This window comes from Cupriavidus sp. CuC1 (assembly GCF_044627735.1).
GTDB classification, from domain to species: Bacteria; Pseudomonadota; Gammaproteobacteria; order Burkholderiales; family Burkholderiaceae; genus Cupriavidus; species Cupriavidus ulmosensis.
Genome location: NZ_JBIUHC010000089.1, coordinates 1 through 13,983 on the forward strand (window position 1 = coordinate 1; position 13,983 = coordinate 13,983).

General features: G+C 62.1%; 10 protein-coding genes and 2 pseudogenes. 6 read left to right on the forward strand and 6 right to left on the reverse strand.

What is annotated here, in order from left to right; genetic code table 11:
- Positions 1-942, forward strand: a 942-nt coding sequence (gene tnpC / locus ACGLHR_RS31310) for an IS66 family transposase (protein ID WP_400098552.1), incomplete at its 5' end; no start/stop codon positions are given.
- A gap of 18 nt (positions 943-960) precedes the next feature.
- On the opposite strand, the gene ACGLHR_RS31315 is transcribed toward tnpC, so the two are convergent.
- On the reverse strand, positions 961-1,614 hold the full coding sequence (locus tag ACGLHR_RS31315) for a hypothetical protein (RefSeq protein WP_400098554.1): 654 nt from the start codon (positions 1,612-1,614) through the stop codon (positions 961-963).
- Between the two features lie 194 nt (positions 1,615-1,808).
- Between ACGLHR_RS31315 and ACGLHR_RS31320 the strand changes: the two genes are divergently transcribed.
- Complete coding sequence (locus ACGLHR_RS31320) at positions 1,809-1,979, forward strand: hypothetical protein (RefSeq protein ID WP_400098556.1); 171 nt, start codon at positions 1,809-1,811, stop codon at positions 1,977-1,979.
- A gap of 156 nt (positions 1,980-2,135) precedes the next feature.
- Here ACGLHR_RS31320 and ACGLHR_RS31325 read toward each other — a convergent pair whose 3' ends face one another.
- The 5 genes and pseudogenes from ACGLHR_RS31325 to ACGLHR_RS31345 all read right to left on the reverse strand — a co-directional run bounded on the left by ACGLHR_RS31325 (position 2,136) and on the right by ACGLHR_RS31345 (position 8,458).
- Positions 2,136-3,329: an adenylate/guanylate cyclase domain-containing protein gene (locus tag ACGLHR_RS31325; RefSeq protein ID WP_400098558.1), complete on the reverse strand. Its 1,194-nt coding sequence runs from the start codon at positions 3,327-3,329 to the stop codon at positions 2,136-2,138.
- The gene (locus tag ACGLHR_RS31330; RefSeq protein ID WP_400098560.1) at positions 3,326-5,140 is read right to left on the reverse strand and encodes an ATP-binding protein; all 1,815 of its coding nucleotides are present in this window, start codon (positions 5,138-5,140) and stop codon (positions 3,326-3,328) included. Before ACGLHR_RS31330 ends, ACGLHR_RS31325 begins: the two co-directional genes overlap by 4 nt.
- 313 nt (positions 5,141-5,453) lie before the next feature.
- A pseudogene (locus ACGLHR_RS31335) lies at positions 5,454-5,608 on the reverse strand (IS6 family transposase); the annotation flags it as partial.
- Between the two features lie 6 nt (positions 5,609-5,614).
- Positions 5,615-7,624: a sigma-54-dependent Fis family transcriptional regulator gene (locus ACGLHR_RS31340; RefSeq protein WP_400098561.1), complete on the reverse strand. Its 2,010-nt coding sequence runs from the start codon at positions 7,622-7,624 to the stop codon at positions 5,615-5,617.
- Positions 7,625-7,924: 300 nt separating this feature from the next.
- Positions 7,925-8,458: a lecithin retinol acyltransferase family protein gene (locus ACGLHR_RS31345; RefSeq protein ID WP_400098563.1), complete on the reverse strand. Its 534-nt coding sequence runs from the start codon at positions 8,456-8,458 to the stop codon at positions 7,925-7,927.
- A 42-nt stretch (positions 8,459-8,500) separates the two neighbouring features.
- Here ACGLHR_RS31345 and ACGLHR_RS31350 point away from each other — a divergent pair.
- The 4 genes and pseudogenes from ACGLHR_RS31350 to ACGLHR_RS31365 all read left to right on the forward strand — a co-directional run.
- A pseudogene (locus ACGLHR_RS31350) lies at positions 8,501-8,632 on the forward strand (IS110 family transposase); the annotation flags it as partial.
- 255 nt (positions 8,633-8,887) lie between these two features.
- Positions 8,888-11,032, forward strand: a complete 2,145-nt coding sequence (locus tag ACGLHR_RS31355; RefSeq protein ID WP_400098565.1) for a hydantoinase/oxoprolinase family protein — start codon at positions 8,888-8,890, stop codon at positions 11,030-11,032.
- Between the two features lie 11 nt (positions 11,033-11,043).
- A complete protein-coding gene (locus ACGLHR_RS31360; RefSeq protein ID WP_400098566.1) occupies positions 11,044-13,368 on the forward strand; it encodes a hydantoinase B/oxoprolinase family protein in 2,325 nt (774 codons plus the stop codon).
- A 23-nt stretch (positions 13,369-13,391) separates the two neighbouring features.
- Positions 13,392-13,901, forward strand: coding sequence for an acetone carboxylase subunit gamma (locus tag ACGLHR_RS31365; RefSeq protein ID WP_400098568.1), 510 nt, complete (start codon positions 13,392-13,394; stop codon positions 13,899-13,901).
- Positions 13,902-13,983: the final 82 nt, after the last annotated feature.

The window sequence follows — 13,983 nt, forward strand, 5'->3', positions numbered from 1 at the left end:
CTGTACCGGCAGGAGCGTATCTTTGCGCGCGCCGGTCTGGCGATTCCGCGGTCGACGCTTGGAGCCTGGGTAGGCGTGTGTGGTGTGCGGTTGCAGCCGCTGGTCGACGCGCTGCATCAGGAGATATTGCAGCAGGGCGTGCTGCATGCCGATGAGACGCCGGTGCAGATGCTCAGTCCCGGTAAGGGAAAAACACATCGTGCCTACCTGTGGGCGTATACCGCAACGCAATTCGCAGACTTGCGGGCCGTAGTCTATGACTTCGCCGACAGCCGCGCCGGCGAGCATGCCCGCACCTTCCTGGGTGACTGGCAGGGCAAGCTTGTGTGCGATGACTACGGCGGGTACAAGGCCGGATTCCAGCAAGGCATCATCGAAATCGGATGTGCAGCGCACGCGCGACGAAAGTTCTTCGACCTGCATGCCAGCAACAAAAGCCAGATTGCCGAGCAGGCCTTGAAGTTCTTCGCCGCGCTTTACGACGTCGAGCGAGAGGCAGTTGATCTGAAGCCCGACAAACGACGCGCGCTTCGTCAGTTGCGCGCCAAACCGGTGGCCGAGGCGCTGCACACGTGGATGACCGGCCAACGCAAGCTCGTTCCGGAAGGCTCCGCGATTGCGAAGGCGCTCGACTACAGCCTCAAACGCTGGGAAGCACTAACGCGTTATCTTGAGGACGGGGACGTGCCCGTGGACAACAACTGGGTCGAGAATCAGATCCGCCCCTGGGCCGTTGGCCGGGCCAACTGGTTGTTCGCCGGCTCCTTGCGTGCCGGACAGCGTGCGGCGGCAATCATGAGTTTGATTCGGTCAGCGCAGCTCAATGGTCACGATCCGTACGCCTATCTGAGAGACGTGATCACACGGCTACCAACCCATCGCGCCAGTAACATTGCCGAATTGCTACCACATCGCTGGAAGCCGGCTACCAGCGCCACCTAGCCGCTGCGATCATCACCGTCAAGACGGGTTCGCCGGCCGCTTACAATGGTAGTCCTTGCTGGAGGGCGCGCCGAGGTCGTCACGGCCAAGGGTGCTGGCGCCTCGTCGCGGTGTTACGCGACGGGCGGCGAGCCATCGCTCGCGCACCCGACTCCTGTACGCTGTATGAGCCTCGCGCCAGGCACCATGCAGCGGTCCGCGGTCTTTCCTTGCAGGTAACCGTAGGACTTCATGGCGCCCCCGCACAGGAACACGGACTTCCGTGCCGGCGCGCGGCAAGCGCTCAGACAACTTCCGTCCGCGGCGGGCAATGACGCCCGCCGCGGCAGCATGCACTGACCAGCCGCGTCGCGCGGCATACTTCACCGCGCCAATGGTCGACGTATAGGCTGGGTTGATTTTGATGAGTTCGACACCAGTCCGGAAGCACTTCGCCTCCAGCTGCTGTCGGTATTTGGCATAGAGCAAGCCCGAGAGCATACGGGCGCCGCGAGGCCTGGCCTGCGTCAAGGCCTTTTTCTTCGCACTGAAGTGCAGGTCTTCCGCCACCAGCGGCTTCCGGGCCGCCTTGGCCATGCCGACGGCCACGCAAAGGGCGTCGGACAGCAGCGCCTCGCGCTGTCCGGAGATGGCATCCTCTCGCAGCAAGGGCAACGGCAGCGTGCGCAACATGTTGAGCGCCCGCCGGCAATAGCCGTTGGCCACAAGTACAGCATTTTGCAGAACGCCTGCGATGGATCGGGCAGCACTGCTGCAGCATACGAGCGGATTCTTCGCGCGAGCGCCTAAAGAATTTTCCACCGGCGTCGTTAGTCTTCCTGTTCCGCTGGTTTGTACGATGCGGCATCCCAAGTTGATGACAAAAAATGAGTGAACTAGCAAAGAACAACCATGGCGACGAATGGAGCGCCTTTGATCTCAAAGATGAATACTTGCGCAACGGCACAAAGTTTGAATGGTTTGCGTGTGCCTTCTGCGATGTGGAGGTAGCACCAGCGGCGGTGGCTGCTAATCGAGTGGCCTGCTGGGGACGCTGACCCATTGAAGTACTTCCTATCGACCCTCACGGCCGACGCCCCAGGCGAGCGCGATCGGCTTCTGCGCGCTCCGCCGTTTTGTGTTGTTCGTAACCTCAGTGTCGGGTCCGGCCACGCCCCAATGACAATCTTCGATTACGCTGCAGCGCCCGGCGATCACCCGGACGACGCACTGCACCTGCCGGTCAAGAACCAGGTATGCAGCGCCCCTATGCCCTTGGCGTCGATGGTGCCACGCTCCTCGACCTGGAACAGCTCACCCAGCCGCCGCCGCGTCGCATCCGTCACCTGCACGCGACCGGCCACGCCGTGCGATTCCATCCGGCTGGCGCTGTTGACGGCGTCGCCCCACAAGTCGTAGATGAACTTGCGCTTGCCAATGACGCCGGCCACCACCGCGCCGCTGTTGATGCCGATGCGCAGCTGCAAGCTGTAGCCGTTGCGCGCATTGAAGCCGGCCAGCGCGTCGATCATGTCCAGCGCCATGTGCGCCGCCCGTGCTGCGTGATCGGGCGCCGCGACCGGCAGCCCTGCGGCAGCCATGTAGGCATCGCCGATGGTCTTGATCTTCTCGAGGCCGCGATGGTCGGCAATGCTGTCGAAGTCGGTGAAGATCTCATCGAGCACCGCCACCAGTCGCTCGGGGTTCATGCCGGCAGAAAAGCGAGTGAATTCAACGATGTCGGCGAACAATACAGTGGCCTCCTGAAAACTGTCGGCAATCACTCCGGGGTGCGCCTTCAGGCGCTCGGCAATCGGGTAGGGCAGCACGTTGAGCAGCAACCGCTCCGACACTTGCTGCTCCGCGACGATCTTGTCGTACAGCTCCTTGAGCTCGTCCCTCTGATGGCGGATCAGCTCGCGGCTGGTCTCCAGCGCCTGTTCGGCTTGCCGGCGCTCGACGATCTCCTGTTGCAGCTGCGCGTTTTGCGCCTCCAGCCGCTGTTGCATCGCATGCAGGTTCAAGTGCGTGCCGACCCGCGCCATCACTTCGTCGATCTGCAGCGGTTTGGTGACATAGTCGACCCCGCCCGCCTTGAACGCTGTGATCTTGTGCTCGGTCTCGGTCAGCGAGGTCATGAAAATCACTGGGATCTTTCGGGTGCCTGCCAGCGCCTTCAAGCGGCGGCAGACTTCAAAGCCGTCCAGTCCCGGCATCATCACGTCGAGCAGGATCAGGTCCGGCTGTACAAAGTCGGCGCGTTGCAGCCCCTCTTCGCCGTCCTGCGCGACGACGATCCGAAAGCCGTGGTCCTCAAGACTTTCCACGATCACGTCCAGGTTGGCTGGCGTGTCATCCACAATCAGGATCGTGTGGGTGCCCGTTTCCTGTGCCGAGGTCGCCGTCATGGCGCTGGCCTCCTTTCCAGGTGCCGCTCCACAAGGCTTAGAATGGCTCTGGACTGGTACCCCTTAGCCAACAGGCGCAGTTGGTCGGCGAACGGACGATAGCGCTCATCGAGCTCGGCTAAGTGAGCGGCGCGCTGCACTATGTCGCGCATGTTTCCCTCCCGCGCCAGACGATGCAGGATTTCCATCTCCTGCGCCGGTGGCACCAGCAGCGGCCCGGGCGCCTGATGTTCGGGAGCGGAGCTCGCTGGCGTCGCTGTGTAAGTCCAGCTGAGCTTCAGCAGGCTGGCGATCTGTGCCAGGAGCATGCCGAAGTCGATCGGTTTGGGCTGGAACGCGCTCATTCCGGCTGCCAGGCTGCTCTCTTTGTCGCCACCGGAAGCGCTGGCGGAAATCGCGATGATCGGCACATCCTTCTGGGCCGGCAGCTGGCGCAGGCGGCGCGTGGCTTCCAGCCCGCCCATCTCCGGCATGACGATGTCCATCAAGATCAAGTCCGGCCGCAAGGTTTGGGCTTTTTCCAGTCCCTCGCAGCCGTTTTCCGCCTCGACCATCTCAAAGCCGATCTGGCCCAGCATGTCGACCACTACGGCCCGATTCTCGGCCACATCATCGACGACCAACACCTTCTTGCGCGGCCCCTGATAGCCGGTCACGACCCCTGCGGCAGACGGCGGCGCGATCTCGAGCTCGACCACCGGCAGTTCCAGCTCGAACCAGAAGGTGCTGCCCTGGCCGATCCGGCTCTCGACCCGGATCTCGCCCCCCATCAGGCGCACAAAGCGCTGGCTGATGGCCAGGCCCAGGCCGCTGCCCCCGAGCCGGCGCTGCGCGTCGCCGCCTTGCTCGAAAGGCTGGAAGATGGATTCCAATTGCTCCTCGCGGATGCCGATGCCGGTGTCTTGCACTTCGAAGCGCAGCCGGGCGGGAGGAAAAAAACGCACCCGCAGGCTGACCTGACCGCGGTCGGTGAACTTGACCGCATTGGCCAGCAGGTTGAGCAGCGCCTGGCGCAGCCGCTTCACGTCGGCGCGTATGCCGCCGGGCAAGTCCGGCGCGGAGTCGCAGATAAAGGCCAGCCCCTTCTGCTCCGCCTTGACGCTGATGATCTCGGCAATGATGCGCAGGAACTTGGCCAGCGGGATGTCGGTGAGGCTGAGCTCCTGCTTGCCGGCTTCGATCTTGGCGAAATCGAGTACATCGTTGATGAGCGTCAGCAGTTGCTCGCCGCTTTGCTGGATCACGCGCAGCCCCGCGACCTGCCGCTCGCCCAGCGTGGTGTCCCGCAGCAGTATCTGCGCGTAGCCAAGAATACCGTTCAGCGGCGTGCGCAGCTCATGGCTCATGCTGGCAAGGAAATCAGATTTCGCGCGGTTGGCTCTTTCCGCCGCGGCCTGCAGCTGCTTTTGGTCCTCAATGTCAGTGCTGGTCCCAACCCATTTGACGATATGTCCATTCAAGTCTTTAAGCGGTAATCCGCGGGCCAGATGCCATCGGTAAATGTCATCGGAGGCTCTCTTCCAGCGGTATTCAGTTTCATAATCTTCACCGCTCTCTAATGAGCTCGTCCAGCGATCGATGGTGGGTTGCAAATCATTCGGGTGGAGTGCTTGAGTCCAGCCCCACCCTTGGAGTTGCTCAAAAGTAAGTCCCGTATAGGTGATCCACCGTTGATTGCTGTAGTCGATCCAACCATCCGGCATGGCTGTCCACACTATTTGGGGCATCGCATCTGCAAGCGACCTGAAGCGCCGTTCGCCCTCATCAATTTCGTCTGCTAAAGAAGGCAATTTTTCCGGGGGACTGGGCATGTTTGCCTACCTGAATAAGAGCAAGAATATTGTTGGCAGCGCGCCCACGCTTTGCTAGTCGCGGCCCATCGATCAAGGCGCCGTCCGCTTCCACCAACCCGTGCAAACGGTATTACTTATCCCGTTCACTCATCACCGGGCCATACGCAGCATAGTGTGTGCCGCGATCGATGACACGTCAAGCTGCTCGGACCAGCGAAAAGCGGAAATGCCGCCCTTGTCCGAAACCGTCAGACATATGGCCGAGAACGATTTCTGCAGCGGCAGTTTGCTGGCGCGAACACAGCCTCACACGGCCGCCAAACGATCTGATTACTGTACGCCACAACAGGTAGGGTTCGCCGCGGAGCATGACAAACATCTCGTCAACATGGCATGTACTGCGCGGCTTTTGGCCCGCGGCTTTCACCCGGCGGGCAAAGCCTCACACCAGCATCGGATCGTCTCGTATGTCACGGTCACTCCGCGGGCCAATCAAGCCGCTACATGACCGGCGCCTGAACTACCAGGCTCAGCCCGAATCGCGGCCAGTTTGACGTACAGCGTGCTCCTCGAAATACCCAGAGTCCGGGCGGCCATAGACATATTTCCGTGGGCATTCGCGATCGCATCAAGTATCGCTTGTCTCTCCAATTCCTCAAGACGGCCGAATGAGACAGGGATTGACGTCGAGGTGGATTTGGAAAGTGAGTCCTTTGCCGTCTGTGCGATGCTCGGGGGTAACAGAGAAGTATCGATGATGTTGCCTTCGCTGAGCGCGAACATCACCTCGAAGACATTCTGCAGTTCACGTATGTTGCCCGGCCAGCGATAGCTCAGAAGCGCCTGGCGCACGGCGAGTTCAAGCTGCTTGGGCGCACATCCATACTTGCGTGCGAGTTTGCTGTTGAGATGCTCGAAGATGGCCTCGATATCGCCAAGCCGATCGCGCAGCGGCGGTAGTAGCAGGCTGACCACGCAGAGGCGGTGGTACAGGTCTTCGCGGAAGCGCCCTGCGGCGATCTCCTTCTGCAGATCACGGTTAGTGGCTGCGACAACGCGCACTGAAACGCGCCGCTCGCGGGTATCGCCCAGGCGGACCACAACGCCATCCTGCAGCACGCGCAACAGATGAGGCTGCATGTCAAGTGGCATCTCGCCGACCTCGTCGAGGAAGAGCGTGCCGCCGTCGGCTTGCTCAAACTTCCCCGGAAGGCCACCACGACGGGCGCCTGTAAAGGCTCCGTCGGTATAGCCAAAGAGTTCACTGGCCAGGAGCTCACGGGTAAAAGCGCCGCAATTGACGGCAATGAACGGACCGTCGGGACGGTTACCTGCCCGATGCAGCGCTCGGGCAAAGAGTTCCTTCCCTGCGCCGGTCTCGCCAAGGAGCAGTACCGGCAGATCGAGAGGGGCGATACGGCGCGCGCGTGCCTTGGTCGCCTCCAGCACCTCGCTTCCCCCAATGATCTCGCCAAAAGCATCGTTGTTTCCTGCCATCGTGGCCGTGGGCCGCGATACAGCGGTTCGATTCTGGCGCACCCCGAGCGGAATCACCAGTATCGTACCCACCATACCGTCATGGTCCTTTACCGGGTGCAGCCATTCGGGGCGCAGCCACTCCGGGCGTTGGCAGCACCGATCGATCTCGGACAGTGCAAGATCGAGTCCTGGCACCTGGCCGCCAACTTCCAGGGGCAGCCGCACGTCATAGCTCTCCCGCACTGCCTGCGCATTTCCGTTAGTACGGACAATGCGCCCACGGCTGTCGACGAGCACAACGTAGTCGCTGGCGTAACGGATGAAATGATCGATGGCTCGGGTCAGCAGCCGCTCGTGGAGAGCAACGTCGCAGCGGGCCAGTTCGCTTTCGATCTGCCTGGCGGCAGTCACCACCAAGCCCAAGGTGTGGCCATGGAAGGTTTCCTTGATGCCAGAAACATCCACGATTCCCAGCAGGGTGCGACTAAAGGGGTCAAGAATGGGAGCCGCCGCGCAGGTCCAGCGCTTGACGTCCAAGCAGAAATGCTCGTCGGCATGGATCTGAACCGGAGCGGCGGTGGCGATCGCGGTGCCGATGGCATTGGTGCCAATGACATCCTCATTCCAGCAGCCACCGGTGGCCAGGTTGATCCCCTCGCCAACGCTGCGGGCCCTGGTCTCGCCATTGAGGTGGAGCACGGTGCCGCCCGGATCGCAGAGCATGATGAGGGTACCACATTCCCGCAGGATATCGCGCAGGCCCTCGAGCGCCGGACGCGCAGCATCACAGAGATCGCGGTTCTGCCGCTGCAACTGGCGGACACGTTCGGCTGCGGCCCCCGGTGCGGAGTGCCTGGCAGGGTCAACGGCCTCAGAACGACACCGCTGCCACGACGCCAGGACGACGCTGCGCACACCTGCCACTTCCAGGGGCTGGTCCCGCATAAAACGCTCCCAGGCGGAGGCCACGACGGGTTCGTCGCCGATGCGGGGGATCAGGGTGCCGCAACCAGAAAACTGCATGGGACGATCACTCTCAATTGACTAGAATAACGGTATCCGCGTGCCATCACCGAGTCAACAAATCTCTTTTAAAATCAACAATTTGTGCTTTGCAGCAAACCAACCGGAGGGTGTCCGGTTTCCGGTCATCGCACCTTTAGGTGTCCGGAAACCGGACAGCGACAACAAGCGCCCCCGACAAGTGCGGTAGCCGCAGCCGCCACGAACGGCCGCCCGCCCATATGCAAACGGTGGCCGATGTAGCGGAAGCCATGCATGCCGCCTAGCCATTGGTCTCTCCCGATGCGCCAGAGCGCGGGTTCAGGAACTGGATTGCGTTGAATTCGCGGAGGTCCCGCCCTCGAATCCAAATCGGGAAACCGCTCGCAGCACGGACACACTTCGCGAGCTTGTGACCGTGAGCCACCTGAGAGCTTTGAACCCGGCAACCAGCGCATCGCTTGCCCAGAACTTCCATACGTCGATCTGATCACTACTGCTCTCGCCATATAAGCGCCACATACAGAAGTGCTCACAGTTATTGGAAATCAGACGATAGCGATCCTCGCCGATGCGGGAGTAGGCGCGTTGGACGGCTTCCATACCAGCGAACCTGGCGCTGGGGCTTTGCCGGACCCAGACCGGATGCCCATGCGCGAATTCTGCGAGCGTGACCTTATGCACCGGGCCGCGACGCAGTGACCGCGACACGTAATGCACGACCTTGCCGGCCCCCGCGTAGGCGCCATGATGCGTGTACCAAAGCCGATCGGTGACGAGATGGGTTCCAATCGCCAGGTCCGTGTCGGCAACCGCTTCGACAATCAGGCGCCTTGACCTCATTGAATTCTTCATGGGCTTCACCACGTTTCGCTGCCCTTCGCGTGAGACCGGCGCATAGCGCGGGAACACGATAGCACTTTGTATGTCGGTTTAGACGTCCATAAGGATTCGATCACCGTCGCTTATGCACTCGGCATGGCCGAGGTCGAACTGCTTGGCAAGATCGGTATGTCGAAGGCCGATATCTCAGTATCGAAGGACAGTCGCATCGATCGCTGGCCAAAAAGCGTCCGATTCCCGGACACCGCTGCCCAGGGCGTCGGGAATCCGGACAGCGACTGCAGGCCCCCCGCGACCAGGGATGTGGCCAAGGAATGCTAACTCATTGATTTCAATGACCTTGCGGAGCTGCTCCCTGGTGCCGGCCAGGCCTGGCACAGGCTTTGCCATTGATGAGTCGTGGGAACTCCCACCATGACTACACCAATGACAGGAGGCAGTATGCAACCGCAGTCCACCGTACAGGTGATGGGCATCGATGCTGGTGGCACGATGACCGACACTTTCTTCGTTCGCTCCGATGGCCGCTTCGTGGTCGGCAAGGCGCAGAGCAATCCCGGCGACGAATCCCTTGCCATCTACAACTCTTCCGAAGATGCCCTCGCCCACTGGAACCGGACAGTGGACGACGTCTATCCGCAACTGGTGACTTGTGTCTATTCCGGCACGGCCATGCTCAACCGCATCCTCATGCGCAAGGGCCTCGACGTTGGCCTCATCTGCAACCGCGGCTTCGAGCAGATCCATTCGATGGGCCGCGCACTGCAGAGCTACTTGGGTTATGCCCTGGAGGACCGCATTCACCTGAACACCCACCGCTACGACGAGCCCCTGGTGCCCGTCTCGCGCACGCGCGGCGTCACCGAGCGCACCGACGTGCAGGGGAAGGTGGTCATCCCGCTGCGTGAAGACGAGGTCCGCCGGGCTACCCGGGAACTGGTAGAGGCCGGCTCGCAAGCAATCGTCATCTGCCTGCTGCAATCCCACAAGAATGAATCCAGCGAGCAATGCGCGCGTGACGTCGTGCGCGAGGAGTTGAAGAAGCTGAAAGCCGATATCCCGGTCTTCGCCTCGGTGGACTACTACCCGTCGCGCAAGGAGAGCCACAGGATGAATACCACCATCCTTGAGGCTTACGGCGCCGAGCCTTCGCGCCAGACCTTGAAGAAGGTGAGCGACCGGTTCAAGAAGCATGGCGCCAGGTTCGACCTGCGGGTGATGGCCACGCACGGCGGCACCATCAGCTGGAAGGCCAAGGAACTCGCACGCACCATCGTCTCCGGCCCCATCGGCGGCGTCATCGGCTCCAAGCTACTGGGCGAGTACCTCGGCGACGAAAACATCGCTTGTTCCGACATCGGCGGTACCAGCTTCGACGTGGCCCTGATCACCAAGGGAAATTTCGCCATCAAGTCCGATCCCGACATGGCCCGCCTGGTGCTCTCCCTGCCCCTTGTGGCGATGGACTCAGTCGGCGCCGGCGCCGGCAGCTTCGTGCGCCTCGACCCCTACAGCAAGTCGATCAAGCTGGGCCCAGACAGCGCCGGCTACCGCGTAGGCACCTGCTGGCCGGAAAGTGGCCTCGACACGGTGTCCGTTTCCGACTGCCACGTCGTGCTCGGCTACCTGAATCCGGAGAACTTCCTGGGCGGTGCCATCAAGCTCGACGTGCAGCGCGCTCGCGACCACATCCAGGCGCAGATCGCCGACCCACTCGGCCTGTCGGTCGAGGATGCCGCCGCCGGCGTCATCGAGCTGCTCGATCTCACCCTCTCCGAGTACCTGCGTGCCAACATCAGTGCCAAGGGCTACAACCCGGCGGAATTCACCTGTTTCTCCTACGGCGGCGCCGGCCCGGTGCACACCTACGGCTACACCGGGGGCGTCGGCTTCAAGGACGTCGTCGTGCCGGCCTGGGCGGCCGGCTTCTCGGCTTTCGGCTGCGCCTGCGCCGACTTCGAGTACCGCTACGACAAGTCAGTGGACCTTGGTGTTGCCCAGCACGCCCCCGACGCCGACAAGGAAGCCGCCTGCAAGAGCCTGCAGGAAGCCTGGTCTGAACTGGCAGTCAAGGTCATCGACGAATTCGTCCTCAACGGCTACAAGCTCGAGGACGTGCTGCTGATCCCCGGCTACAAGATGCAGTACATGGGCCAGTTGAATGACCTCGAGATCGTCTCGCCGGTGACCAGCGCCGCCAGCGCCGGCGACTGGGACCAGATCGTCGAGGCCTTCGAGAACACCTACGGTCGCGTCTACGCGAGCTCCGCCCGCTCGCCGGAACTGGGCTTCTCGATCACCGGCGCCATCCTGCGCGGCACCGTCGTGACCCAAAAGCCGGTGCTGCCGGAAGACCCGGATGCCGGCCCGACGCCGCCCAGGGAAGCATATCTTGGCACCCGTCCCTTCTACCGCCACAAGAAGTGGGTGGATGCCGCGCTCTGGAAGATGGAAGCCCTCAAGGCCGGCAACCACATCGTGGGTCCCGCCATCATCGAATCCGACGCCACGACCTTCGTCGTTCCCGACGGCTTCGAAACCACGATCGACAAGCACCGCCTGTTCCATCTCAAGGAAGTGAAGTAAGGAGACCCGCCATGAACATGATGAGCAATAAAGAAGTCGGCTTCGCCGACCTGCTGCAGAACGGCCAGACGCTCAAGCAGTACCGCGACCGCATCATCGAGCGCACCAAGGCCACCGGCCACTACAACGGCCTCGAGAAGCTGGAATTCCGTGACAGCGACCCGATCGGCTACGAGAAGCTGTTCTCCAAGCTGCGCGGCGGCCTGGTGCATGCCCGCGAAACCGCCAAGAAGATCGCCGCCAGCCCCATCGTCGAGCAGGAAGGCGAACTCTGCTTCACCCTCTACAACGCCGCCGGCGACTGCGTCCTGACCTCGACCGGGATCATCATCCACGTCGGCACCATGGGCGCGGCGATCAAGTACATGATCGAGAACAACTGGGAAGCCAACCCCCGCATCAACCCCCGGGACATGTTCACGACCAATGACTGCGCGATCGGCAACGTCCACCCCTGCGACATCGCCACCATCGTCCCGATCTTCTGGGAAGGCCGGCTGATCGGCTGGGTTGGCGGCGTCACCCACGTCATCGACACCGGCTCGGTGACGCCGGGCTCAATGTCCACCGGCCAGACCCAGCGCTTCGGCGACGGCTACATGATCACCTGCCGCAAGACCGGGGTGAACGACGAGCCGCTGCGCGACTGGCTGCACGAGTCCCAGCGCTCAGTGCGCACGCCGAAGTACTGGATCCTCGACGAAAAGACCCGCATCGCCGGCTGCCACATGATCCGCGACCTGGTGGAGGAAGTGATCCGCGCCGACGGCATCGAAGCCTACGAGAAGTTTGCCTTCGAGGTCATCGAAGAGGGCCGCCGCGGACTGCAGAGCCGGATCAAGGCTATGACCCTGCCGGGCAAGTACCGCAAGGTCTCGTTTGTCGACGTGCCTTACAAGCATGACGACGTGCAGGTCTCCAACGCCTTCGCCAAGCTCGACTCCATCATGCATTCGCCGGTGGAGATGACCATCAAGCCGGACGGCAAGTGGCGCCTCGACTTCGAGGGCGCGAGCCGCTGGGGCTGGCACACCTTCAACGCCCATCAGGTGGCATTTACTTCCGGGATCTGGGTGATGATGTGCCAGACCCTGGTGCCCACTCAGCGCATCAACGACGGTGCCTACTTCGCCACCGAGTTCCGCCTGCCCAAGGGTACCTGGTGCAATCCGGATGACCGCCGCACCGGCCACGCTTACGCCTGGCACTTCCTAGTCTCCGGCTGGGCGGCCCTGTGGCGCGGCTTGTCGCAGTCCTACTTCAGCCGTGGCTATCTGGAGGAGGTCAACGCCGGTAACGCCAACACCTCCAACTGGCTGCAAGGCGGCGGCATCAATCAGGACGGCGAGATCCACGCGGTCAATAGCTTCGAGGCCAGTTCCTGCGGCACTGGCGCCTGCGCCGTCAAGGATGGCCTCAACCACGCCGCCGCCATCTGGAACCCGGAAGGCGACATGGGCGACATCGAGATCTGGGAGATGGCCGAGCCGCTGCTCTACCTTGGCCGGAACGTCAAAGCCAATTCCGGCGGCTACGGCAAGTACCGCGGCGGTTGCGGCTTCGAGACGCTGCGCATGGTGTGGAACGCCCAGGACTGGACCATGTTCTTCATGGGTAACGGCTTCATGAACAGCGACTGGGGCATGATGGGCGGCTATCCTTCGGCCACCGGCTACCGCTTCGAGGCACACAAGACAGGCTTGGACAAGCGTATCGCTATCGGCGACTCTTTGCCTCTGGGCGGCGACATCGATCCGGGCAACCCGGACTACGAGCGCCACATCGATGCCACTGCCGTGGTCAAGCGTGACAAGCAGTGCATCACCACCGAGGACTGCTACGCCAACCACGACCTCTACCTCAACTACCTGCGCGGTGGTCCGGGCTTTGGCGACCCAATCGACCGGGATCCGAAGGCCGTCGAGGCAGACCTCAACCAGAAGTTCCTGCTGCCGGAATACGCGCAGAAGGTCTATGGCGCCATCTTCACCCAGGACGCGAAGGGCGTGTTCACGGTGGATGCGGACAAGACCCGGGCCCGCCGTGCCGAGATCCGCAAGGAGCGCCTGGCCCGAGCTCTGCCGACCCGCGAATGGATGAAGGAGGAGCGCGAGCGCATCCTCAACAAGCACGCCTCCGTCCAAGTGCAGCATATGTTCGCCACCAGCTTCGCCCTGTCCGAGAAGTTCACACGGGAGTTCAAGGAGTTCTGGAATCTCCCCGCGGACTGGCAGGTACTGGAGGAGGAGCTGGGAGTGCCCTCTTACGGCGCCAAGCACCGGATGGACCTCTCCCTGCTGCCCGACGTCACCACCGTCGTCCAGGTCGAAGAGTAATCACCGAATCAAGGAGCTGAAAAATGTCTGCCTACACCAATGAACAGGTTGCCCACCTCGTCGAAGGCTCCCTGGACTGGGAAACCACCTTCCGCATGCTCTCGATGCCCAAGGATGACAGCCGCTTCGAGCAGTACCTGGCCGCCCTGCAGGCCAAGGTGAGCTTCCCGGACCGCATCGTGCTTCCGCTCGGCCCGCACATGCATGTTGTGCAATCGGCCGCCACCAAGAAGTGGATGGTCAAGTGCGATTGCGGCCACGAGTTCTGCGACTACCGCGAGAACTGGAAGCTGCATGCTTCGATCTATGTGCGCGACACCGAGGAGGCGATGACCGAGGTCTATCCCAAGCTGATGGCCCCAGATACCCAGTGGCAGGTATATCGCGAGTACTATTGCCCGGCGTGCGGCACCATGCACGACGTCGAGGCGCCCACCCCATGGTATCCCGTGATCCACGACTTCGAGCCGGACATCGAGGCCTTCTATAAGGAATGGGTGCAGCTACCGGTCCCGGAGCGCGCTCCGGACTGATCGGCGGGTGAAGAGCGGGGGCAGGCACTGCCTGTTCCCCACAGCCCAAGCAACAGGAAATATCGGAAAGAGCCAAGCAAGC